Below are 21,623 nucleotides of genomic sequence, written 5' to 3'. Positions count from 1 at the left end.
GCAGGGTGGACCTAATCTGCCAGCAGTTCATGCAGCGCCAGCGCCATGACGGTCGCGGATTGCATCATGTCCTCGACCCCCACCCATTCGTCGGGCTTGTGCGCCAGATCGAGGATGCCCGGCCCATAGGCGATGCAGTTCTTCAGGCGTCCGATGCGGTCGATATGCTTCTGGTCATAGGTGCCGGGGCTGACCACGTATTCGGCCTCGCGGTCGAAGACGGCGCGAACCGCGCGCGCCACGGCGCCCACCACAGGCGCGTCGCGGCGGGTCATGGTGGGCAGCACCCGGTGCAATTCGCGAATGTCATAGTCGAAGCCGGGCCGGCCTTCGCGCAGTGTCTCCAGCAGCGCGCGGATTTCGGCCTCGACCTCGGCGATATCCTCTTCAATGAGGAACCGCCGATCGATCACCATGCGGCAGCGATCCGGCACGCAAGGCGATGGCAGGCCGGTATCGTCCTCGGGCGGTTCGGGCGCGCCTCCATGGATCGAGTTGATGTTCAGCGTGGATTGCCGCGCGCCTTCGGGGACCACAGGCATCGCGGTGCGCTTTTGGGCGAGCGCCGGGAAGAGGCGCGCTTCCATCTCGGCGATCACGGCGCCCATGTGGCGCACCGCGCAATCGCCCAGAAACGGCATCGAGCCATGGGCGATCTCGCCCTTGGTTTCGATCTCCGCCCACCAGACGCCGCGATGACCAAGGCAGATGCGATCTTTGTTCAGCGGTTCGGGGATGATGACATGCTGCACGCGCGCAGGGTCGAACCAGCCACGCTCGGCCAGATAGGCCACGCCGCCGAAGCCGCCCGATTCCTCATCCGCCGTCCCGCTGATCTCGATGGCGCCGGCAAAATCGGGCAGCACGGCGATGAAGGCCTCGGCAGCCACGATGCTCGCGGCCAGCCCGCCCTTCATGTCGCAGGCCCCCCGCCCATAGATGTGCCCCTCGCGCAGCAGGCCGCCGAAAGGATCCACCGTCCAGCCGTGACCGGCCTCGACCACGTCGATATGCGCATTGAAATGCACGCAAGGCCCGGCCCGCGCGCCGCTTTTGCGCGCCACGATGTTCCAGCGCGGATATCTGTCGCTGTCGCCGGGCGCGCCGGTGGCACGGACAAGCTCGGTGGCAAAGCCCGAAGCCCTGAGACGGCGATCCAGATAGTCGCAGATCTCGCGGTAATTCGCGCCGGGTGGGTTCAGTGTCGGAATACGGATCAGATCCTGCGTCAGCGCCACCAGATCGTCGCGCCGCCCCGCGATCTCGGCCCGCAGCCTGTCTGCGATGCTCATGCCCTCTCCCTCATCCGGTCATGGCAGAGCCTAGCATCCAAACCCGCATCACGCCACGCCGTTCAGCCCCAGGCACCCCTGCACGATCCCCGGCAGGTCGGCGAAATCGTCAAACGCGGCGTCATGCGGCAGATCCGAGACCGGCGCCTTTCGATAGCCCTCGGTAAAAAGGGCGAAAGCCACGCCCGCGCGCTGCGCCGTTTCGGCATCCACCTCGCTGTCGCCCACGAAGACCGTGGCCGTTGCCCCCAGACCGGCGATCGCCGCGTGCAGGGGCGCGGGATCGGGCTTGCGCACAGGCAGGCTGTCGCCACCGATCACCACCGCGAAATGCCGGTCCAGCCCCAGATGGCGCAGCACCGCATGCGCAGGCGCCGCGGGCTTGTTGGTGCACACGCCCAGCGCAAGCCCCATGCCCGCCAACTGCTCGAGCGTCGCAACAACCCGCGGATAGGGCACCGTCAGGCTCACGGCGCTTTCGTAGATGTCCAGAAATCCCGCCAGCACCTCGGCCTTCAGCCCCGGCCGGTCTGCCACGCCACGCGCCGCAAGACAGCGCTGCACGAACTGTTCGGCCCCGTGGCCCACATAGCTGCGCGTCTGCTCGAGTGTCAGCGGCTCCAGCCCATAGCGCGCGATCACCGAGCCTGCGGCGGCGCAGATGTCGGGCGCGCTGTCCACCAACGTACCATCGAGATCGAAGATGACAGCGCCGCTCATGCCATGGTCGCGCAGGCGGCCTTGATGGCGCGGATATTGTCACCATAAGGCGCCGGGTTGCTCACGCTGCCACCCTTGAACACCGCCGATCCCGCCACCAGCACATCGGCGCCGGCCTGCGTCATCAACGGCGCGGTTTCGGGCGTGATGCCGCCATCGATCTCGATATGGATGGGCCGGTCGCCGATCATCTGGCGCAGGCGGCGGACCTTCTCGATCTGGCTATGGATGAATTTCTGCCCGCCGAAGCCCGGATTCACCGTCATCACGCAGATCAGGTCCACCATATCCAGCAGATGCTCGATATCGCCGATGCCCGTGCCGGGGTTCAGCGCCAGACCCGCCTTGCAGCCCGCGCCGCGAATAGCCTGAAGGGTGCGGTGCACATGCGGTCCGGCCTCCAGATGGGCGGTCAGGATATCGGCGCCCGCGGCGGCGAAGGCGTCGATATAGGGATCGACCGGCGCGATCATCAGATGCACATCCATCACCGTCTTGATATGCGGGCGGATCGCGGCGCACATCGGCGGCCCGAAGGTCAGGTTGGGGACGAAATGCCCATCCATCACATCGACATGGATCCAATCCGCGCCCTCGGCCTCCACCGCCCTGATCTCGGCGCCGAAATTGGCGAAATCGGCGGAAAGGATCGACGGCGCGATCTTCAGGGAACGGTCGAATGACATGACGGCACCTCCTTGGTCGTCCTGCACATGCGGCCTGATCGGGCCAAGGTCAAGACCCCGGCGGAATTGATCCCGCTCCGCTTTCGTGCCACGGTCACCGTCACCGCGCGACAGGCAGGAGACAGGACGCCGATGAAAGGCATGATGCAGCATCGCCCGCTGAGGATCATCGACATCCTGATCCATGCCGCCGAAGCCTTTGCCGAGCAGGGCATCGTCTCGGCCCGCGACACCGGCGACATCCACAGCCAAAGCTATCCCGAAACGCTCGCGCGCGCGGCACAGGCCGCCCATGCGCTGCGCGCCATGGGCATCGCGCAAGGCGACCGCGTCGCCACGCTGGCATGGAACGGCCACCGCCATGTGGAGCTCTATTACGCCATTTCCGGGATGGGCGCGGTGTGCCACACGCTCAACCCCCGCCTGCCCGCCGAACAGCTGGCCTATATCATCGCCCATGCCGAGGACCGCATCCTCTGTGTCGATGCCAGCCTCGTGCCCGTGGCCGAGACGCTGCGCGATGCGCTGCCCGAAGGGGTGCGCGTGATCGTCCTGACCGATGCCGGCGCAATGCCCGAAACGCCGCTCGATACGCTGAACTACGAAGATCTGCTGCAGGGCCAGCCCGATAGCTTCGACTGGCCCCACCTGCCCGAGGACACCGCCTCGGGCCTGTGCTACACGTCGGGCACCACCGGCCACCCCAAGGGCGCGCTTTATTCGCAGCGCTCCACCGTGCTGCATGCGCTGACCGTGCCACTGGCGCAAACCTCCAGCTTTATCGCCGGGCGGCGGATGATGCCCGTGGTGCCGATGTTCCATGTCAACGCCTGGGGCCTGCCCTATACCGCGCCGCTCACCGGCATGACGCTGGTGATGCCCGGCCCGCATCTCGACGGCGCCAGCCTCTGGCGGCTGATGGAGGATCAGAATGTCTATTCGTCATGGGGCGTGCCGACCGTCTGGGCCGGGCTTTTGTCGGAAATCACCGCGCAGGGCCGCGCGCCTTCGGCCTTCCGCGACCTGATCGTGGGCGGATCGGCAGCCCCCCCGTCGATGATCGAGGCCTATGAGGGATATGGCGTCACCGTCTCGCAGGCCTGGGGCATGACGGAAATGAGCCCCATCGGCACCCATGGCATGATCCCGCCCCCCCTGCAGGGCGCGCCTCTGGCGCAGCAAATGCCGATCAAGACCAGCGCGGGCCGCCGCAAATTCGGGCTGGAGTTCAAGATCGTCGACGATCACGGCACCGCGATGCCGCATGACGGCACCACCACGGGCGAGCTTTACGTGCGCGGCAATACCGTGATTTCCGGCTATTTCCGCAACGATCAGGCCAGTGCCGCCGCGATGGATGCCCAAGGCTGGTTCGGCACCGGCGATGTCGCCTCGATCACGGCTGAGGGGCAGTTGGTGATCCGCGACCGGGCCAAGGATCTGGTGAAATCGGGCGGCGAATGGATCAGCTCGATCGACCTTGAAAACGCCGCCACCTCGCATCCCGGCATCCGGGCCTGTGCGGTGATCGCGGTGCCCCATCCCAAATGGGACGAACGGCCCGTTCTGGTCGTCGTCCCGCAGGGCGACGCGCGCCCCACGCTGACCGATATCCACGCCCATATGGCCCCGCATTTCGCCAAATGGCAGTTGCCCGACGATATCCTCTTTGTCGATGCGCTGCCGCTGACCGCGACGGGCAAGATCTCGAAGCTGACACTGCGCCGCCAGTTCGCCGATTACGTGCTGCCCGATCTGCGCGGGGCCACGACATGAGCCAGCCGCTTGACACAGACGCCCTGTCGCTCTGGCTGGCCGCCCATCTTCCGGGGTTTCGCGGACCGGTCACCGCCACCAAGTTTTCCGGCGGGCAATCGAACCCGACCTACCGGCTCGATACACCCTCGGGCGCCTATGTTCTGCGCCGCAAGCCGCCCGGCGTGCTGCTGAAATCCGCCCATGCGGTCGAGCGTGAGTTTCGCGTGCAACAGGCGCTTGGCGCCACCGATGTGCCCGTGGCGCGGATGCATGTGCTCTGCGAGGATCCCGATGTGATCGGCTCGGCCTTCTATGTGATGCAGGCCGTGGCGGGCCGCAATTTCGACGATCCCGCCCTGCCCGACGTCTCGCCCGAAGACCGCTCCGCCATGATCGGCGCGATGAATGCCTGCCTTGCCGCCATCCACGAGGTCGATATCGACGCCGTCGGCCTGTCGGATTTCGGCCCCTCTGGCAATTACTACGCGCGCCAGCTCGATCGCTGGACCAAGCAATATCGCGCGACGCAAACCGACGATCTGCCCGACATGGACGCGCTGATCGGCTGGCTCGGCGCCAACATGCCCGCCGATGACGGCCAGCGCCGGCTGGTGCATGGCGATTACCGGCTCGACAACCTGCTGTTCGCGCCCGACAGCCCCCAGATCGCCGCCGTGCTGGACTGGGAGCTGTCGACCATCGGCCATCCCTATGCCGATCTCGCCGCCGTCATCATGCAATGGTCGATGCCCCACACCGCCGAAGGGCGCGGGCTGGCCGGGGTCGACCGCGCCGCCCTCGGGCTTTGGGAGGATGCGCACTTCATCGACGCCTATTGCGCCCGTCGCGGCCTTGACGGGATCGAGCGGTTTGAGTTTTATCTCGCCTTCTGTCATTTCCGCATGGCCGCGATCCTTCAGGGGGTCCGCAAACGCGCCCTTGATGGCAACGCGTCCGATCCCGAACGCGGCCTGCAACTGGGCGCATATGTTCCGCAATTCGCCCGTCAGGGGCTAAAGGCAACCCTCAAATGACCGACACAAACAAAGACCACGACACCGGCTCCGTTTCCCCCGACCTCTTCGAGCCGCCCTCGCCGCTGGCCACCCATCTGGGCATCGCCATGACCGGCTGGCGCAAGGGCTGGGCGCGCGTCGAGGCGCCCATGGTGCCCGAACTTCTGAACCGTCAGGGCCTGCCGCATGGCGGGCTGCATGCAACGCTTCTGGATACCGCGATGGGCTTTTCGGGCTGCTTCACCGGCGATCCGGACCTGCGGCAGATGGCTCTGACCCTGTCGCTCACGGTCAATTATCTGGGCCAGGCGCAGGGCAGCCGCCTGATCGCCGAGGCCCGCGTCACCGGCGGCGGCCGCAAGACCTTTTTCGCCGAAGGCACGGTGCAGGACGACACCGGCCGGCTGATCGCCACCGGCACCGGGGTGTTTCGCTATCGCGGCGCGCCCGGCGCCTGAAATTCGCCGTTTCCATTCCCCCGGCTTTCGCGTTTAAATACCGCCGGATTCACAAGAGGTCACACCATGCGCCCCGTGTTCGTCAACATCCGCTGCAAACCCGGCACCTCCTACCGTGTGGCCGAGGATATCGCCCTGCGCGAAATCCATTCCGAGCTTTATTCCACCTCCGGCCCGTTCGACCTTCTGCTCAAGCTCTACATTCCCGACGAACAGGACACGGGCAAATACATCAACGATCACCTGCTCGATATCGACGGGATCGAACGCACCGAAACAACGCTGACCTTCAAGGCGTTCTGACCTATAAAAAACCTCAAGGGAGAGACGATCCGATGACATTCAAATCACTCGTGGCCGCGGCCTGCATGGGCCTGATGGCCACCGCCGCGACGGCACAGGACAGCTCGGTCAAGGTCGGCATGATCACCACCCTGTCGGGCGGCGGCGCCGGGCTTGGCATCGACACCCGCGACGGCTTCATGCTGGCGATGAAAATGGCCGGCGACGCGGCCCCCGACGTGGTGATCGAAGACGATCAGCGCAAGCCCGACATCGCGGTGCAACTGGCCGACAAGATGATCCAGTCCGACAAGGTCGACGTGCTCACCGGCATCGTGTGGTCCAACCTCGCCATGGCCGTGGTGCCCGCCGCCACCGCACAGGGCAAGTTCTACCTGTCCACCAACGCCGCCCCTTCGGCGCTTGCTGGCAAAGGCTGCCATCCCAATTACTTCTCGGTCTCCTACCAGAACGACAACCTGCACGAGGCCGCGGGCGCCTATGTCAAGAACGCAGGCTACACCAATCCCTTCATCCTCGCCCCCAACTACCCGGCAGGCCAAGACAGCCTCACCGGCTTCAAACGGCTTTACGGCGGGGGTCTCGCCGGCGAGATCTACACCCAGCTGGGGCAAACCGACTACGCCGCCGAAATCGCCCAGATCCGGGCCTCGGGCGCCGATAGCGTGTTCTTCTTCCTGCCCGGCGGCATGGGGATTTCCTTCCTCAAGCAATATGCCGAAAGCGGTCTGGACATCCCCGTGGTCGGCCCCGCCTTCAGCTTCGATCAGGGCATTTTGCAGGCCGTCGGCGACGCTGCCCTCGGCGTGATCAACACAAGCCAGTGGAACAAGGACATCGACAACGCCGCCAACGCCACCTTCGTCGAGGCGTTTCAGGCCGAATATGGCCGCCTGCCCTCGCTCTATGCAGCGCAAGGCTATGACACCGCCAACCTCCTGCTGTCGGCTCTCGCCAGCGCCGACATCTCCGATGCCGAGGCGTTCCGCGCGGCCCTGAAAGCCGCCGATTTCGACAGCGTCCGGGGCGACTTCTCGTTCGCCGCCAACAACCACCCGGTGCAGGACATCTACGTGCGCGAAGTGATCAAGGAAGGCGATATCTTCACCAACAAGATCGTCGGTGTCGCGCTCGAGGATCACTCCAACGTCTACGTGGACGAGTGCAAGATGTAACCTCTTTCGGGCGGGTGCCCCTCGCGCCCGCCCGCAACCGGAGACCGGTTTTTCGTGACAGTGCTGCTTTTCATCGAACAGGTCCTGAACGGGCTTCAGTTCGGGGTCATGCTTTTCCTCATGGCCGCGGGGCTGACGCTCGTGTTCGGGGTGATGGGGCTGATCAATCTGGCGCATGGCTCGCTCTACATGATCGGCGCCTTCGCCGCCGCGGCCGTGGCCGGGGCGACCGGCTCGTTCCTGCTGGCGCTCGCGGCGGCGCTGACGGCGGCGGCCGCGGCGGGCGCGCTGGTCGAAATGCTGGTGATGCGCAGGCTTTATGACCGCGACCATCTCGATCAGGTGCTCGCCACCTTCGCGCTGATCCTGATCTTTTCGGAAACCACCCGCTGGGTGTTCGGGTCCTTCCCGCTGTTTCTCGACATTCCCGACTGGCTCTCGGGACCGGTCAGCCTGCCCGGCGGGATCGAATATTCGCTCTATCGCCTGGCGATCATCGGGACGGGGCTTGCGGTGGCGGCGGCGCTCTTCTGGCTGATCTCTCGCACCCGGCTCGGCATCCGTATCCGCGCGGGCGAATCGGATCGCGAGATGATCGCGGCGCTCGGCATCGACATCTCGCGGCTCTATACGATCGTGTTCGCGCTCGGCGCGGCCCTTGCCGGGCTCGCCGGGGCGATGGTGGGCGCGATCCAGTCGGTGCAGGTCGGCATGGGCGAGCCGGTGCTGATCCTCGCCTTCGTGGTGATCGTGATCGGCGGCATCGGCTCGATTCGCGGCGCGCTGGTGGGCGCGCTGCTGGTCGGTCTGACCGATACGCTGGGCGGTCTGCTGCTGCCCGAGTTGTTCAAACTCTTCATGGACACGTCCTCGGCCTCCACCACCGGATCGGCGCTGGCGTCGATGCTGATCTATATCCTGATGGCCTGCGTGCTGATCTGGCGCCCCCGCGGCCTCTTCGGAGGCAGCGCATGACACCCCTCTCCCGCCCCTCTCATCAGTCGCTTGCGCGCCCGCCTCGAAGCCAGCCCGTGACCCGCATCCTCGCCCCGCTGGCCGCCGCCGGCGCGCACATCACCGCATCCCAAGGCATGCCACCGCTCGGCTCATTGCATGGAAAGCCCCTGACCCGCGCAGCCCTCGCCCCGCTGGACCCCACCAGCGCGCACATCACCGCCCCGCAAGGCACGCCGCAGCCCTGCTCATTGCAGGGACAGCCCGTGACCCGCTCAGCCCTCATCCCACTGGACGCCACCGGCACGCACATCACCGCCCCCCAAGGCACGCCGCAGCCCTGCTCATTGCATGGACAGCCCGTGACCCGCACAGCCCTCGTCCCGCCGCCCACACGCGCACGCCACAGCCACGGCAGTCCCACAGCGCCCGCCGACCCGCGCAGCCCCGGCGTAAGGCGCCTTGCCGCTGCGCGCGCCCGGACAGCGCTCCTTTCCTTCCACCCGCCCCATGGCAACCCCAGAGGCAGCCTATGACCCGCGAACGCCTGATCAACACGGCCCTTCTGCTGGGGCTTCTGGCGGTGCCGCTCTGGGCATGGGTCGCGGACGAGCCCTTCACCATCACCCTTGCCACCCGCGTGGCGATCCTCGCGCTGGCAGGCGTCGGGCTCAACATCGCGCTCGGCCTCGGCGGGCTGGTCAGCCTCGGCCATGCCGCGTTCTTCGGGATCGGCGGCTATGCGATGGGCATCCTCGCCAGCCATGCCCAAAGCTTCAGCCCCCTGATGGACAGCCCCCTCCTGATCGAAGGGACCAAATCCATGCCGGTGATATGGCTCGTCGCCATACTCACCTCGGCCCTCGCAGCCCTGGTGATCGGCGCCCTGTCGCTGCGCACCTCGGGGGTCTATTTCATCATGATTACACTCGCCTTCGGACAGATGTTCTATTTCTTCGCCATCTCATGGCCCGCCTATGGCGGCGAGGACGGGCTGTCGATCTATGTGCGCAACGACTTTCCCGGCCTCAACACGCTCGATCCGATCCAGTTCTTCGGGATCTGCTTCGCCGCCCTCGCCCTTGCGCTGTGGTTCAACGCCCGGCTGGCGCGCTCGCCCTTCGGACTTGCGCTCAACGCCGCGCGGCAAAACCCCACAAGGGTCGAGACGATCGGCCTCAGCCCATTCCGCCTGCGGCTCACCGCTTTCGTGATCTCCGGCGCGATCACCGGTCTGGCCGGCGCGCTCTTCGCCGATCTCAACCGCTTCGTCAGCCCCACGATGTTCTCCTGGCAGATGAGCGGCGAGATCATGGTCTTCATCATCCTGGGCGGCGTCGCGCGGCTCTATGGCCCGGTCGCGGGCGCGGCGCTCTTCATCACGCTCGAACACATGCTGGGCGGGCTGTCCGAGTTCTGGATGATCTGGCTCGGCCTCCTTCTTCTGCTGGTGGTGCTCTTCGCGCGCGGCGGGGTGATCGGGCTTCTGGCGGGCAGACAGGTGGCCCATGACTGACACTATTCTTGCCACAAAAGGATTAACAAAAGCCTTCGGCGCCGTACGCGCCTCCGACAATGTCAGCCTCGACCTGCGCCCGGGTGAAATCCACGCCATCATCGGCCCCAACGGCGCCGGCAAATCCACCCTGATCGCGCAGATCTGCGGCGGCCTTGCGCCGGATGCAGGCCGCATCAGCTTTCTGGGGCAGGACGTCACCGGCCTTTCCACCCGCGCCCGCGCCCGCATGGGTCTGGCCCGCACCTTCCAGATCTCGGCGCTGGCGATGGAGGACACGGTTCTGCAGAACGTCACCCTGGGCGCCTTGGGCGCGCGCGGCGGCCCCCTGGGGCTGATCCGCCCCGCATTGGCGCAGCGCGACCTGCGCGACACCGCCCTCGCAGCCCTCGACCGTGTCGGGCTGGCCGATCAGGCCGCCACCGTCACCGCCGAACTCAGCCACGGCCAGCGCCGGCAACTCGAAGTCGCGGTCGCCCTCACCCTAAAGCCCCGCGCCTTCATCATGGACGAGCCGATGGCCGGCATGGGCGCCGAAGGCTCACGCCAGATGACCGGCTTTCTCGACAGCCTGCGCGACGAGGCCCCGATCCTGCTGGTGGAACACGACATGGACGCCGTCTTCGCCCTCGCCGACCGGCTCAGCGTGCTGGTCTATGGCCAGATCATCGCCACCGGCACGGTGGACGAGATCCGCGCCAATCCGGATGTGCGCGCCGCCTATCTTGGGGAAGGATCATGACCGCCCGCCCCATGCCCGCCCGTGCCTCTTGGCGGCTTGCCCCGGATGCCTCCGGCGGGAGTATTTCGGGAACGATGAAAGCCTGTCTGCAGATTTCACCGTTCTTCAAATACTCGAAAAGCGCCGAGACCCGCCACGGAGACCCGCGATGAGCCTGCTTCGCCTTGAGTCCGTCACGGCCAGCTATGGCGCGACGCAGGCGCTTTTCGGGGTGTCGCTCGATCTGGCCGAGGGCGAGGTGCTGGCGCTCATGGGGCGCAACGGCATGGGCAAGTCCACCACCATCAAGACGATCTGCCGGATGATCCCGGTGCGCTCGGGCCGGATCACATTTGACGGAACCGATATCCTGCGCCTGCCCTCGCACCGGGCGGCGCGGCTTGGCCTGGGGCTTGTGCCCGAGGGGCGGCGTGTCTTTCCCAATCTCAGCGTGCATGAAAACCTGATCGCCGCCGCCCGACCCGGGCATTGGGATGTCGCGCGGGTGACCGGGCTTTTCCCGAGGCTGGCCGAACGGCGCACTCAGGGGGCTGCGACATTGTCGGGAGGCGAACAGCAGATGCTGGCCATCGGACGCGCGTTGATGACCAATCCGCGTCTTCTGATCCTCGATGAGGCGACCGAGGGTCTGGCCCCCATCGTCCGGCAGGAAATCTGGTCAGCCATCGCCCGATTGCGCGCCGAGACCGGTCTGTCGATCCTGCTGGTCGACAAGTCGCTGGCCGAGCTGGGCCGGGTGGCCGACCGGGCCGTGATCCTGCAGCGCGGCGAGTCGGTCTGGTCCGGGGCCTTCACCGATCTGACGCCCGAGATCACCACCCGACTGATCGGCGTGTAACCCGCAGGCCCAAGGCCTTTTGTGTACGGGATGGACACAAATCTGTAAGCGGTCGCTGGCCCTCACCTTTTACCCGCTTGTCTGACCTGCGATGCCATGTCCGATGGAGATCGGTGCAGGAGTTTCGCGATGGCGACTACGTTGGAGTTTCTCCGGGATTACGGGGTGGACATAAGGACCAACGGACAGCGACGCTGGCCGGATGAGATAAAGGCTCGGATCGTTGCTGAGAGTTTGCAGCCAGGTGTGAGCGTGAATGCAGTTGCGGCGCGGTATGGTCTTCGGGCGAACCATTTATCGGAATGGCGTAGTCGGGCACGTGATGGCCGGTTGGTTTTGCCTGTGGTTGAAGATGACAGCTTCTGTTTTGCACCGATGGTCGTGTCGGATGGTGGCGGCGGTGCGGATGTGCCGGCTGTCGCCGGGCAGCCCACAAAGCCTGACGGGTTGTCCTGTAAACCCATCGAGATTGCGATAGGTCGTGTGACAATCCGGGTCGATGGCACCACCAGTTCTGACCGGATTGCCGAGATCGTGCGGGCAATCGGGGCGCGGCCATGATGTTCCCGTCAAACCGCGTGCGGGTTCTGGTCTCGACGCAGCCAGTGGACTTCAGGAAAGGTCATGATGGTCTGGCGGCAATCGTGTCATCTGTGCTGCGCAAGGATCCGTTCACCGGCACGGTGTTTGTGTTCCGATCGCGCCGTGCCGATCGGCTGAAGCTTCTTTACTGGGACGGCACCGGTCTGGTGATGGCTTACAAGCGACTGGAGGAGGCAACCTTCACCTGGCCTGCGATCAAGGACGGGGTGATGGCGTTGAACCATGCCCAGTTCGAGGCGCTGTTTGCCGGGCTGGACTGGCGTAAGGTTAAAGCCTTAGAGGCGCGCCCCCCTGCTGCGGCAGAGTGAATCAACCATATGTTTTTGCGTGATTTTACTGGGGCATCTGGGTAGCTATGGCCTATGCAAACTGCCCCGCAACTTGATCTTTCCGCTATCCCGGCTGCGCAACGCGCGGCGGTTCTGGCGTTGATGGAAAAGGTAGCGGCGCTCACAGAAATAACCCAACGGCAAGAGCACCTGATCGCCGAGTTGAACCATGCCCTGCATGGGAAGCGGTCGGAAAAGCTGACCGAGGATGAGCGACAGCTGGCGTTCGAGGATCTGTCCATCGCACTGGCAGAGGTCGAGGTGCAGAAGGAACATCTGGCTGACAGGTCAGGTGACAAGACGACAACCAAGCCTGCGCCGAAGCGCACCATCGGCAATCTGCCGACAGCATTGCCCCGCATCGAAGAGGTCATCGAACCCGAGAGCCTGATTTGCCCTTGTGGCTGTGGCGTCATGCACAAGATCGGTGAAGACCGCAGCGAGCGGCTGGATATCGTGCCAGCGCAGTTGCGCGTCATCGTCACCGTGCGCCCGAAATACGCCTGCCGGACCTGCACCGACGGCGTGACCCAAGCCCCCGCACCATCGCATCTGATCATGGGCGGCCTGCCGACCGAGGCGACCATCGCCCATGTGCTGGTCAGCAAATATGCCGACCACCTGCCACTATACCGCCAAAGCCAGATTCTGGCGCGGGCGGGTCTTGATCTGCACCGCGCTGTGCTGGCCGATTGGGTGGGTAAGGCGGCGTTCCATCTCAAGCCCGTCGTCGACCGGCTGACCGACCATCTGAAGCGATCCAGCAAGCTGTTCATGGATGAAACCACGGCCCCGGTGCTGGACCCAGGGCGCGGCAAAACCAAAACCGGGTATCTCTGGGCACTGGCCCGCGATGACCGACCATGGGGCGGTGAGGACCCGCCAGGCGTGGTCTACTTCTATGCCCCCGGGCGCGCGGGCCAGAATGCCGAAACATTCCTGACAGGCTTTGATGGCATCCTTCAGATCGACGGATACCAGGGCTACAACCGGCTGACCAAGCCTACCCGCAAGGGCGGCAATCCCATTCGCGTGGCCCATTGCTGGGCCCATGCCCGGCGCAAACTGAACGAAGTCTTTGACCGCGATAGATCAGAGATCGCCGCCGAAGGCCTGCGCCGCATCGCCGGGATCTATGCCGTAGAAGCTGACATTCGTGGCATCTCCCCCGGCCAGCGATTGTCTGCCCGCCAGACCCACAGCGCTCCACTGGTCGCGGCCTTCGGTGATTGGCTGCAGGCTGAGCGACGCAAGGTCTCTGCCAAATCCCGCTTGGGCGAAAAGCTGACTTACATCCACAATCACTGGGACGGGCTGCAGACCTTCTTGGCTGATGGTCGCGTCGAGATCGACAACAACCGCGTCGAAAACATGATCCGACCGATCGCTTTGAACCGCAAGAACTCACTCTTCGCGGGTCACGACGAGGGCGGCATCGCTTGGGGCCGCATTGCCTCGCTCATCGAAACCTGCAAAATCAACGGCGTCGAGCCCTTCGCCTATCTCAAGGCAACCCTCACAGCGATCGCCAATGGCCACCCGCAAAACCATATCGAAGACTTGCTACCGTGGAACTTCAAGCCGTCAAGCTAAGCCGTCAGTGTTGTCCAGCGAACGCTTACACAAATCTGGGCGTGCCGTGGCCTTTTCGTACCAAAGCCGTGTCAGTTTGTTACGGATCGTACGAAACCCGCAGCGTCGCAGGATCGCCGACAGCGACGAGGGCGATCTCGCCATCCCAGACCTGCCGCAACCGCTCGGCCGCCTGCCAGGATCGCAGCCCCGACCGGCAGACCAGCACCGCGCGCTGTCGCGGATCGGGACGCGGCCCGTCCGGGCCAAAGGCCGCGACGGGCAGGCGGTGGGCATCGGCGCGGATCAGCGGGGCTTCGTCCTCGCTTCGTAAATCCACAATGAAATCATCGGTCTCGATGGTCCGGGGCGCAATGAAGCGCGGCGACCAGTCCGGCTCGGGCGCGCCCGAAAACCGAAACCCGCCAAACCGCATCGTCGCCGCATCGACCGTCACCAACTGCCCGAGCGGGCTTGGCGCCAACCCCGCCAGCACCGAAAGGGCCATCTGCGCCTGAAGGCTGCCGACCATGCCCACGACCGGCCCCAGCACGCCATCCTCGGCGCAATTTCCCATGGTTTGCGGCAAATCCGGGAAGATCGCCCGCAAACTCGGGGCGCCTGCGCAAAACCCGCCTGCATATCCCGACATTTGCGTGACGGACGCACTTATCAGCGGAAGGGTCTGAGCCAAGCAATGATCCGACAGGATGTAACTGGCGGCGAAACTGTCCGCGCAATCCAGAACAAGGTTAACGCCATGGCACAGATCAGCGGCTGTGGCCGGGTCCAGCTTGTCGCAGACCGGCTCGATCACCGTCTCGGGATTGAGCGCGCGCATCGCCTCAGCGGCGGCGTCCGCCTTGGGCCGTCCGACATCGCTGGCGCGAAAAATCGTTTGGCGGTGGAGGTTTGTGACATCCACCACATCGTCATCGACCAGCCGGATATGCCCCAGCCCGGCCCCCACGAGATACTGCAGCACCGGGGCTGCCAGCCCGCCTGCGCCCACGACCAACACGCGCGCGCTCTGTAAACGCGTCTGTGCCGGCGGGCCGAAACCCGGCACCGCAATCTGGCGGGCATATCGGCTCATCGCGTCGCGTCCAGCCATGCGCGGACCCGGTCTTCGGGGCTGTCGTGCCATGTGATATCGGTGACCGCCGAGACGATATCGGCCCCCGCCTCGAAGGCGCCGGGCGCGCGTTCCACGCTCATGCCGCCGATGGCGACCAGCGGGATATCCCCGATCAACCCCTTCCATTCGCTCAGTTTTTCCAGCCCCTGCTGATGCCATTTCATCTTCTTGAGCTTGGTGGGATAGATCGGGCCAAGCGCCACATAGTCGGGATCATGGCCAAGCGCCCGGTCCAGCTCGTCGCGGTCATGGGTGCTGATGCCGATCCGCAGACCGGCCCGGCGAATCGCCGCCATGTCCGCCACATCCAGATCCTCCTGACCCAGATGGACCCAGTCACAGTCCAGATCCATCGCCAGCTTCCAATAATCGTTCACGATCAATGTGATATCGGAATTCTGACAGATGGTTTTCGCTTTGGCGATCTGATCGCGCAGCTCTGGCTCGGGCTGGTCCTTGATCCGCATCTGCACCAGTTTGATGCCAAGGGGCGCCATCCGTTCCAGCCAGCGGATATCGTCGAAAATGGGATAGAACCGGTCCAGCGTCATTCCAGAAAGGCCTTTCCTATCAGAGGGGTAGAGGGGGCCGCCATATCGCGGGGCTCCATCGGATCGGCCTCATACGCCAGCCTCCCGGCCTCGACCGCGCGGGCAAATCCTTCGGCCATGGCCGCAGGGTCTCCGGCCTTGGCCACGGCGGTGTTGAGCAGCACGGCGTCAAACCCCATCTCCATCGCCTGAGCGGCCTGACTGGGCAGGCCGAGCCCCGCATCCACCACCATCGGCACATCGGGAAACTGCGCCCTAAGTGTCCGCAAACCATAGATATTCGTGAGCCCCAGGCCTGTCCCGATCGGCGCGCCCCATGGCATCAGCACCTTGCAGCCCGCCTCGAGCAGCCGGTCGGCCAGCACGATATCCTCGGTGGTGTAGGGAAACACCTCGAAGCCATCATCGGTCAGGATGCGGGCCGCCTCGACCAGTCCGAAGGGATCGGGCTGCAGCGTGTCGGCATGGCCGATCACCTCGAGCTTGATCCAGTTGGTCTCGAAAAGCTCGCGCGCCATCTGCGCCGTCGTCACCGCTTCGCGCACCGAATGGCAACCGGCGGTATTGGGCAACACCTTGACGCCAAGCTGGCGCACCAGATCCCAGAAAGCAGCACCGGCACGCTCTGTCCCGGCTTCGCGCCGGACCGACACCGTGGCGATCCCCGCGCCCGAGCGGCGAAACGCCTGTTCCAGAATGGCGGGCGACGGATAAAGCGCCGTGCCCAGCATCAGGCGCGACTGCACCTCGGTTCCGTAAAACGTCACCATGTCTCAGCCCCCTTGCCTTGGCGCGACGATCTCAAGCCGGTCGCCGTCCTGCAAGGTCGTGGCCGCGCGGCTTGCCGCAGGCACAAAGGCCTCGTTCACCGCCGTCGCGACCTTGGCCTCGCCATAGCCCAGTTCGATCAGCGCGGCATCGAGCGTCATGCCCGAGACCTCGTGGCTGTCACCGTTCACTGTGATCTTCATCCATCACCTCCGGAATTGTGCCGTCCAGCACCAGATCCGCCACCATCCGCGCCAACGCGGGCGCCAGAAGAAAACCGTGGCGGAACAGGCCGTTGACAAGGATCGTATCGCCCCGCCGCCGAATACGCGGCAGGTTGTCGGGAAAGGCCGGGCGCGCATCCACACCGATCTCGAGGATCTCCGCCTCGCCAAAAGCCGGATGCAAGGCATAGGCCGCGCTGAACAGCTCGGTCACCGAACGCAGGGTCGCGCGATGCCGTTCGCCGCTTTCGATCTGGGTGGCGCCCAGCATGAACACCCCGTCGCCGCGCGGCACGATATAAAGCGGATGGCGCGGATGCAGCAGGCGCACGGGGCGACGAAGGTCTATGTCCGGAGCGCGCAGTACCGCCATCTCGCCTTTTACCCCACGCAGATCGCTCAGCACATCCCGCGCCGCAAGTCCCCGGCAGTCGATCACCAACCCGCCCGCATCATCGGCGCGCTCGAGCACCGGCACATTCCGGTCATCCAACCGCTGGCGCAGATGCGCGAGCGCCGCGCGCGGCGCGATATGGGCCTCGTCGGGGAAAAACAGCGCCCGGTCGAAGCGCCCTTCGAGCTGCGGTTCCTTCTCGGCCAGGGTCATGCGGTCGAGCCGTTCGTGCCGTTCGGTCCGGCGCGCGAAGCGGTCAAGCTCGCTGCGGTCGCGGCCAAGCGCCACGACAAGCGAGCCTTCGTGGCTCACGTCGACGCCCTGCGCCTGCCACCAGCCCGCCGCTTCCTGCCCCAGCCTGACCACGGGTTCTTCGGCTGACTCGCCTTCGCAGAACGGCGCAAGCATCCCCCCGGCCCACCACGAACAGGCATGTGCGCCGGGGCTGGGCTGCGGATCAACCAGACGCAGCTCTATTCCGCGCGCCACAAGTTCGGTGGCAACGCACAGACCGGCGACACCGGCTCCGAGTATGGTGACGTCAGCGCTCATGTCCAAAGCTCGTGGAAGTGATGTACCGGTCCATGCCCCTGTCCAACCTGTAGCGTATCGGCTGCGGCAATCGCCCCTTGCAGCCAACCATGCGCGCGGCGCACGGCCTTGTCCAGCGGGTGCCCATGCGCCAATTCTGCGGCAATTGCCGAGGACAGCGAACAGCCCGTACCATGGGTATTACGGGTCATTATGCGTGTGGCCTCGATGCGCAGCGTGCCTGCATCGCTCACCAGCAGATCTGTGCAGACCGGCCCATCGGAATGCCCTCCCTTCATCAGAACCGCCGCTGGCCCCATCGCCAGCAGCGCATGGCCCTGAGCCTCGGCCTCCTCCGGAGTGCTTGCCGGCGCACGCCCAAGAAGGCGCGCCGCTTCGGGCAGGTTCGGGGTAAGGACCGTGGCACGAGGCAGCAGCTGTTCGATCACAGCGCCAACCGCGTCATCGGCCAGAAGCGGATCACCGGACTTGGCAACCATTACCGGATCAAGCACGATCGGGCCGCTGTAGCCTGCAAGGGCATGCGCCAAGGTTTGCGCAACCGACGCGGTGCCCAGCATCCCGATCTTGATGGCATCGGGCGGGATGTCCGTCAGGACCGACGCGATCTGCGCGGCGATCATCGCCTCCGACACAGGCTCCACCGCCTGAACGCCGATGGTGTTCTGCGCCGTGATGCCAGTGATCGCGCTTGCGCCATAGACTCCGCGCGCCGAAAAGGTCTTGAGATCGGCCTGAATGCCAGCACCTCCGCCACTGTCGGAGCCTGCGATCGTCAGCGCCTTGGGCGGGCTGGCCTTGGGTGGTTTTGTCATCGTGCGCTCCCCCGGTGAGGGAAGACGGATTGTCCGACGCTTGGCGCTTTGGCCTCAGGTCAGGTCCGTTCCCTACGCCGGCATTGTCCGGATCAGGTTCGATGGGTTGGCTGCGCCTCTCAGCCCCATGACGGGACACCCCAACGGATATGGTGCAACCTAGAACCATGCCGAACGAAGTTCAAGCGGCACAAGGCGGATTTACGTCTCGAGCCCAAGGGCCTTGCGGCGGCGACTGGCCCAGACAGTAATCAGATGATCCACCATCAGCCCCATGAACGCCACGGCCAGCCCCAGAACCAGCCCCTTGCCCACATCGCTGGACGACAAGGCGCGCTGCATTTCCTGCCCAAGATCCTGCGTGCCGATGAAGGCCGCGATAATGACCATGAAAAGCGAGAACATCACCGACTGGTTCACCCCCACCATGATCGTCGGCAAGGCCAGCGGCAGGCGCACCGACCACAAGGTCTGCCGCCGCGAGGCACCCGACATGTTCGCCGCCTCGATTTGCGCCACGGGCACATTGCGCAGCCCTTCGATCGTGTAGCGGATCAGCGGGACCGCCGCGAACAGCACCACCGCGCCCACCACCGCCACGTCATTGACACCGAACAGCATGATGACAGGAATAAGGTAGATGAAGCTTGGAAAGGTCTGCAGCGTGTCGCAGATCAGCAGAACGGCCCGCGCGCGGCTTTCGGTGCGGCTTCCCCAGATGCCAAGCGGGAACCCGATCAGCGTGGCCAGAAACACCGCGAAGGTGACCGTGTAGACGGTAATCATGGCCCGGTCCCACCATCCCGTCATGGCGATCAGGCCGAAATACGCCAGACAGATCAGCGCCGAGCGCCGTCCGCCAACGGCCCAGCCCACCGCCATCAGGAACACCAGCACCGCCGAGAACGGCAACCACAGCATCGCATCGCGCAAGGGGATCAGTACCCAGACGATCAGGAACCACCGGAGCCACTGGGTCACCGGGTCCAGAACCATGATGACCCAGTCCATCATCGCATCCAGAGGATCCGCCAGACTGAACGCGTCGCGTCGCCCAATCTCGTGCAGGACCGGGAAAATCAGGGACAGCCCCCAGAAAACACCGACCAAAACGGCCCAGACCAACAACACACGGTGACGGATCAGCCATGAGGTGCCCTTTTCGATATGCTCCGGCTGGCGCGTGGCCCAGGCCTTGGAACACCGGTCAAGCATGACCGCCAGCAGAACGATCGTGATGCCGATCTCGATCGAGCGGCCGATCTTGAGCGCCTGCAGAAGTTGCAACAATTTCTGCCCCAGTCCCGGCATCCCGATGAAGCTTGCCAAAACGACCATTGCAAGGCACTGCATGATGACCTGATTGACGCCCACCAGAATTTCGGTTCTCGCGGTCGGCAGGCGCACATGGCGCAGCAATTGCCAGCGCGTGGCACCGGCCATATGCCCAGCCTCGATCACTTCGGGCGGGACTTTCTGCAAGCCGAGCAGGGTCATGCGGATCATCGGCGGGACAGAAAAGATGATCGTGACGATCGCGCCGGCCTTGGGCCCGACCCCGATGAACACCACAACCGGGATCATATAGGCGAAATGCGGCAGGGACTGCGCGACATTCAACAGGGGATTGAGCACCATCCGAAACCCTGCGCTGCGCCATGCCATCGTGCCAAGGACCAGCCCGAGCAGGATCGACAAGGGCGCCGCTACGATGATGACCGACAGGGTCTCCATCGTCCATTCCCACTGGCCCATCACCGCCACCCAAACAAAGGTCAGCCCGGCGAACATCGCCAGCCGCCAGCCGCTCAGGTAATAGCCGACCATGGCGGCAGTAATGGCGATCACGCTCCAGGGGATCGGGCCAAGTCTCGGCCAACGGTTCTTGCCGTAAAGCAGGTTGGCCGTGATATCCAGCAGCCACTCCACCCCATCGGCGAAGGCGCGGGTGACATGGATCAGGCCAAGATCTTCGCGCAGGAAGTCGAAAAAGGCATTGATCCAATCCGCAAATGGCCAGACCATCCATGCGGCTGGACGCACAAGACCCTCGGGCAGAACGCCCTTGCCCACCGTCAGGACCAGCGCCGCCATCAACAGGATCTGGGCCACACGCATCCGCGCGTCATGACGCGCATCGACATGATGCGCGTTTGTCGACAGTGCCGTCATTCCTTGGCCCCCAGCAGGACATCAAGTGCCTTTTGCCGGTCCAGCCCCCCGATGATCGCACCATCCGGTCCGGCCACCGGCAGGATCAGACGGTCATCATTGACCAGCAGCCGCGCCAGCTGGGATATGGTCTTGCCGCCATCCACGGCCGCGCCGGTCAGGTCATGGCCATTGACGGGTTGCATCATCGCGCTGGCATGAACCACGCGGGCTTTCTCGATATCCTCGATGAACTTCGCGACATACTCTGTCGCCGGCTCCATCACGATCCGGTCAGGCCGATCGCATTGTTCGACAGCACCGTCCTTCATGATCGCGATCCGGTCGGCAAGGCGCAGCGCCTCGTCGAAATCATGGGTGATGAAAACGATGGTCTTGCCCAAAAGCTCCTGAAGGCGCAGGAATTCGTCCTGCATCTCGCGGCGGATCAGCGGATCGAGCGCCGAGAATGGCTCATCCAGAAACCAGATATCCGGTTCGATCGCCAGACTGCGGGCGATGCCGACGCGCTGTTGTTGGCCACCGGACAATTCGCGCGGGAAGTAATCCTCGCGGCCACCCAACCCCACAAGCTCGATCACCTCGAGGGCGCGGGCACGGCGGGTGTGGATATCCTGCCCTCGCATTTCTAGTGGAAAGGCAACGTTCTCGAGCACCGTGCGGTGCGGCAGAAGACCGAAGCTCTGGAAGACCATACCCATCTTGTTGCGACGCAGGTCGATCAGTTCTTTCTCGGACAGATCGCCGATCACCTGCCCCTCGACCCGGACCTCGCCCCCGGTGATCTCGATCAGGCGCGACAGGCAGCGCACAAGCGTCGACTTGCCCGATCCGGACAGGCCCATGATGACCAGCATTTCGCCCTTGGAAATGTCCAGAGACACATCCCTGACGGCGGGCACATATCCATCGGCCCGGATTTGGTCGAAACTGGCGGCAGGATCGAGACCGGCAAGATAGGCGCCCGGCCGCGGCCCGAACAGTTTCCAGACGTTACGACAGGACATCACCATATCGGTGTCGGTCATCTAAGGGTCTCCTTGCGTA

General features: G+C 64.7%; 24 protein-coding genes and 1 riboswitch. Of the genes, 13 read left to right on the top strand and 11 right to left on the bottom strand.

Annotation, left to right across the window (positions count from 1 at the left end; genetic code table 11):
• Positions 1-11: 11 nt before the first annotated feature.
• The 3 genes from RAZWK3B_RS05950 to rpe are packed head-to-tail and all read right to left on the bottom strand — an operon-like array spanning position 12 to position 2,698.
• Positions 12-1,292, bottom strand: coding sequence for an acetylornithine deacetylase/succinyl-diaminopimelate desuccinylase family protein (locus tag RAZWK3B_RS05950; RefSeq protein ID WP_007813201.1), 1,281 nt, complete (start codon positions 1,290-1,292; stop codon positions 12-14).
• A 48-nt stretch (positions 1,293-1,340) separates the two neighbouring features.
• Positions 1,341-2,012, bottom strand: coding sequence for a phosphoglycolate phosphatase (gph, locus tag RAZWK3B_RS05945; RefSeq protein WP_007813199.1), 672 nt, complete (start codon positions 2,010-2,012; stop codon positions 1,341-1,343).
• Positions 2,009-2,698: a ribulose-phosphate 3-epimerase gene (gene rpe / locus RAZWK3B_RS05940; protein ID WP_037295195.1), complete on the bottom strand. Its 690-nt coding sequence runs from the start codon at positions 2,696-2,698 to the stop codon at positions 2,009-2,011. Before rpe ends, gph begins: the two co-directional genes overlap by 4 nt.
• 132 nt (positions 2,699-2,830) lie before the next feature.
• Here rpe and RAZWK3B_RS05935 point away from each other — a divergent pair, with 132 nt between their 5' ends.
• The 13 genes from RAZWK3B_RS05935 to tnpC all read left to right on the top strand — a co-directional run bounded on the left by RAZWK3B_RS05935 (position 2,831) and on the right by tnpC (position 13,983).
• Positions 2,831-4,474: a long-chain fatty acid--CoA ligase gene (locus RAZWK3B_RS05935; protein ID WP_037295193.1), complete on the top strand. Its 1,644-nt coding sequence runs from the start codon at positions 2,831-2,833 to the stop codon at positions 4,472-4,474.
• Entirely contained in the window at positions 4,471-5,490 is a 1,020-nt protein-coding gene (locus tag RAZWK3B_RS05930; RefSeq protein ID WP_007813193.1) for a phosphotransferase family protein, read from the top strand. Before RAZWK3B_RS05935 ends, RAZWK3B_RS05930 begins: the two co-directional genes overlap by 4 nt.
• Complete coding sequence (locus RAZWK3B_RS05925) at positions 5,487-5,930, top strand: PaaI family thioesterase (protein WP_007813191.1); 444 nt, start codon at positions 5,487-5,489, stop codon at positions 5,928-5,930. Before RAZWK3B_RS05930 ends, RAZWK3B_RS05925 begins: the two co-directional genes overlap by 4 nt.
• Before the next feature lie 66 nt (positions 5,931-5,996).
• Positions 5,997-6,233 (top strand): Lrp/AsnC ligand binding domain-containing protein, encoded by a 237-nt coding sequence (locus RAZWK3B_RS05920; RefSeq protein WP_007813189.1) that lies wholly within the window; start codon positions 5,997-5,999, stop codon positions 6,231-6,233.
• A gap of 32 nt (positions 6,234-6,265) precedes the next feature.
• Positions 6,266-7,408, top strand: a complete 1,143-nt coding sequence (locus tag RAZWK3B_RS05915) for an ABC transporter substrate-binding protein (protein ID WP_007813187.1) — start codon at positions 6,266-6,268, stop codon at positions 7,406-7,408.
• 54 nt (positions 7,409-7,462) lie between these two features.
• Complete coding sequence (locus tag RAZWK3B_RS05910; protein WP_007813184.1) at positions 7,463-8,383, top strand: branched-chain amino acid ABC transporter permease; 921 nt, start codon at positions 7,463-7,465, stop codon at positions 8,381-8,383.
• Positions 8,380-8,898, top strand: a complete 519-nt coding sequence (locus tag RAZWK3B_RS21105) for a hypothetical protein (RefSeq protein WP_157132170.1) — start codon at positions 8,380-8,382, stop codon at positions 8,896-8,898. The genes RAZWK3B_RS05910 and RAZWK3B_RS21105 overlap by 4 nt, the downstream gene beginning before the upstream one ends.
• Positions 8,895-9,878 carry a branched-chain amino acid ABC transporter permease gene (locus tag RAZWK3B_RS05905; protein WP_007813183.1) on the top strand — a complete coding sequence of 328 codons (984 nt, stop codon included), beginning with the start codon at positions 8,895-8,897 and terminating at the stop codon, positions 9,876-9,878. Before RAZWK3B_RS21105 ends, RAZWK3B_RS05905 begins: the two co-directional genes overlap by 4 nt.
• A complete protein-coding gene (locus RAZWK3B_RS05900) occupies positions 9,871-10,620 on the top strand; it encodes an ABC transporter ATP-binding protein (RefSeq protein WP_007813181.1) in 750 nt (249 codons plus the stop codon). The genes RAZWK3B_RS05905 and RAZWK3B_RS05900 overlap by 8 nt, the downstream gene beginning before the upstream one ends.
• A 148-nt stretch (positions 10,621-10,768) precedes the next feature.
• Entirely contained in the window at positions 10,769-11,458 is a 690-nt protein-coding gene (locus tag RAZWK3B_RS05895) for an ABC transporter ATP-binding protein (protein ID WP_007813180.1), read from the top strand.
• A 129-nt stretch (positions 11,459-11,587) separates the two neighbouring features.
• On the top strand, positions 11,588-12,019 hold the full coding sequence (tnpA, locus tag RAZWK3B_RS05890; protein ID WP_007813178.1) for an IS66-like element accessory protein TnpA: 432 nt from the start codon (positions 11,588-11,590) through the stop codon (positions 12,017-12,019).
• Positions 12,016-12,369: an IS66 family insertion sequence element accessory protein TnpB gene (gene tnpB, locus RAZWK3B_RS05885; protein WP_007812645.1), complete on the top strand. Its 354-nt coding sequence runs from the start codon at positions 12,016-12,018 to the stop codon at positions 12,367-12,369. The genes tnpA and tnpB overlap by 4 nt, the downstream gene beginning before the upstream one ends.
• Positions 12,370-12,423: 54 nt before the next feature.
• On the top strand, positions 12,424-13,983 hold the full coding sequence (gene tnpC / locus RAZWK3B_RS05880) for an IS66 family transposase (protein WP_007813144.1): 1,560 nt from the start codon (positions 12,424-12,426) through the stop codon (positions 13,981-13,983).
• A 79-nt stretch (positions 13,984-14,062) separates the two neighbouring features.
• Here tnpC and RAZWK3B_RS05875 read toward each other — a convergent pair whose 3' ends face one another.
• The 8 genes from RAZWK3B_RS05875 to RAZWK3B_RS05840 all read right to left on the bottom strand — a co-directional run bounded on the left by RAZWK3B_RS05875 (position 14,063) and on the right by RAZWK3B_RS05840 (position 21,604).
• Positions 14,063-15,076, bottom strand: a complete 1,014-nt coding sequence (locus tag RAZWK3B_RS05875; RefSeq protein WP_007813176.1) for a HesA/MoeB/ThiF family protein — start codon at positions 15,074-15,076, stop codon at positions 14,063-14,065.
• Positions 15,055-15,651 (bottom strand): thiamine phosphate synthase, encoded by a 597-nt coding sequence (locus RAZWK3B_RS05870; RefSeq protein WP_007813175.1) that lies wholly within the window; start codon positions 15,649-15,651, stop codon positions 15,055-15,057. The genes RAZWK3B_RS05875 and RAZWK3B_RS05870 overlap by 22 nt, the downstream gene beginning before the upstream one ends.
• Positions 15,648-16,421 carry a thiazole synthase gene (locus RAZWK3B_RS05865; protein WP_007813173.1) on the bottom strand — a complete coding sequence of 258 codons (774 nt, stop codon included), beginning with the start codon at positions 16,419-16,421 and terminating at the stop codon, positions 15,648-15,650. Before RAZWK3B_RS05865 ends, RAZWK3B_RS05870 begins: the two co-directional genes overlap by 4 nt.
• 3 nt (positions 16,422-16,424) lie before the next feature.
• A complete protein-coding gene (gene thiS, locus RAZWK3B_RS05860; protein WP_007813171.1) occupies positions 16,425-16,622 on the bottom strand; it encodes a sulfur carrier protein ThiS in 198 nt (65 codons plus the stop codon).
• On the bottom strand, positions 16,600-17,589 hold the full coding sequence (locus tag RAZWK3B_RS05855) for an FAD-dependent oxidoreductase (RefSeq protein WP_007813169.1): 990 nt from the start codon (positions 17,587-17,589) through the stop codon (positions 16,600-16,602). Before RAZWK3B_RS05855 ends, thiS begins: the two co-directional genes overlap by 23 nt.
• Positions 17,586-18,404 carry a bifunctional hydroxymethylpyrimidine kinase/phosphomethylpyrimidine kinase gene (gene thiD / locus RAZWK3B_RS05850; RefSeq protein WP_007813167.1) on the bottom strand — a complete coding sequence of 273 codons (819 nt, stop codon included), beginning with the start codon at positions 18,402-18,404 and terminating at the stop codon, positions 17,586-17,588. The genes RAZWK3B_RS05855 and thiD overlap by 4 nt, the downstream gene beginning before the upstream one ends.
• Positions 18,405-18,456: 52 nt before the next feature.
• A riboswitch (TPP riboswitch) is annotated at positions 18,457-18,557 on the bottom strand.
• A gap of 48 nt (positions 18,558-18,605) precedes the next feature.
• Positions 18,606-20,576: an ABC transporter permease gene (locus RAZWK3B_RS05845; protein WP_007813165.1), complete on the bottom strand. Its 1,971-nt coding sequence runs from the start codon at positions 20,574-20,576 to the stop codon at positions 18,606-18,608.
• A complete protein-coding gene (locus RAZWK3B_RS05840; protein WP_007813163.1) occupies positions 20,573-21,604 on the bottom strand; it encodes a quaternary amine ABC transporter ATP-binding protein in 1,032 nt (343 codons plus the stop codon). The genes RAZWK3B_RS05845 and RAZWK3B_RS05840 overlap by 4 nt, the downstream gene beginning before the upstream one ends.
• Positions 21,605-21,623 lie beyond the last annotated feature (19 nt).

Origin of the sequence: Roseobacter sp. AzwK-3b (genome assembly GCF_000170875.1) — a bacterium.
Lineage (GTDB): Bacteria > Pseudomonadota > Alphaproteobacteria > Rhodobacterales > Rhodobacteraceae > Roseovarius > Roseovarius litoreus.
This window is presented reverse-complemented; position numbering and strand designations above follow the sequence as displayed.